A 1,206-nucleotide genomic window follows, 5' to 3' on the forward strand; every position below is an offset into this window, starting at 1 on the left:
ATGACTGACGCATTGATAGCCACGGGAACGGGGGCAGTAACACAAGGCAAAGGCTTTTGGTTTACAGAAATAGCGAGTATTACTGGTGCGTATGTTGGGGCAAAACTACAGGATAAAAGCCCACTTGTACCGGTTATTGGTGCCGGGCTTGGTACTGCGGCTGGTAGTGTTGGCGGTAAAGTTGTTACTGATAAATTAACCCCTGTAGCAACCCAAGCAGTATCAGAAGCTGCGGGAGTAGTAAGTGGTACAATTATTAGTGAAGTATCTGGATCTGCAATTCAAAAACAACTAGAAAAAAGGGTTAAAAAAGATGAAGTTAAAAAATAATATTTTTCGACTTTTTTTATTCATAATGTATTTTTGCTCTTTTTTATCCTTACTGATTTTTACCACCAGGTTAATTGTTGCTTTAATATTTTATTTTGTTGATGGTAATTTTTATTTTTATCGAGATGAATTGTGGTTTTCTGTAAAAAGAGGAATAGCAACAGGTGTACCACTTGGTATAGGTGCTTGGTTTTTAGCACGGCTGAAAGAAAACAAATCTTAATCATCATAATCTTTCAATAATTCTGCGGATAATAATGCCCTTGGTTATGGTCCAGGAACCTTTTGGGGGCAGATAGCCAACTCGATCAGTTCAGATGCATCATTGTCCTTTGATCTACAAGGTAAAGGGAAAACAGTAGAAGAAATAAACGAAGCTATAAAATACTCTCATCAGGGGCCATCATGGGGGGTTACTTATAAAGTTAAACCACATGTAAAAGGTGAGGTTACAGCAGGAATAGGTCCAGCAGGGTTTGCTGAAGCAGCATTGGATCCAAATAAATTTGCAATTAATGGTGGGATGACAACAGCTATTGGTGCTCATGGTGGAGCAACTGTCGGAATAGAATTTGGCCCTTATTTCCCAGGTTTATTAGGAGTCCAAGATAAAGATTATTCTTTTGATCTAGGTTTTGGCTATGGTTCATTTGGAATATCAGCAGGAAAAGATGGAATAGGTGTATCACTTGGTATAGGGCCTTCAATTGGCTGGGGTGGTATTTCAAGGGAAACTCCATTAGGTGAAGCAGACGTGAATGGCAAAGTTGGCACTGAAATATATAAACATGAGTTTAAGGATAAATGAGCATGATTGTATATATTCCGTTTATTTTGATGGTCTTGAGTCTGTTGGGGTTTCTTGCATGCTTCATC

At 38.6% G+C, this 1,206-nt stretch carries 2 protein-coding genes and 1 pseudogene; all 3 read left to right on the plus strand.

Going from position 1 to position 1,206, the window contains the following annotated elements; genetic code table 11:
* Nucleotides 1-330, plus strand: a pseudogene (locus AM629_RS21125) (hypothetical protein); the annotation flags it as partial.
* Nucleotides 314-553, plus strand: a complete 240-nt coding sequence (locus AM629_RS21130; protein WP_054481767.1) for a hypothetical protein — start codon at nucleotides 314-316, stop codon at nucleotides 551-553. The pseudogene AM629_RS21125 and the gene AM629_RS21130, both read left to right, overlap by 17 nt.
* A gap of 84 nt (nucleotides 554-637) precedes the next feature.
* A complete protein-coding gene (locus AM629_RS21135) occupies nucleotides 638-1,138 on the plus strand; it encodes a polymorphic toxin type 25 domain-containing protein (protein ID WP_268794992.1) in 501 nt (166 codons plus the stop codon).
* Nucleotides 1,139-1,206: the final 68 nt, after the last annotated feature.

The organism is Photorhabdus heterorhabditis (assembly GCF_001280945.1).
In the GTDB taxonomy this organism is placed as follows: domain Bacteria; phylum Pseudomonadota; class Gammaproteobacteria; order Enterobacterales; family Enterobacteriaceae; genus Photorhabdus; species Photorhabdus heterorhabditis.

What these genes read in the sequence shown, in the direction of transcription:
- AM629_RS21130 (WP_054481767.1), top strand. Translation starts at nt 314, where the DNA reads ATGAAGTTAAAAAATAATATTTTTCGACTTTTTTTATTCATAATGTAT.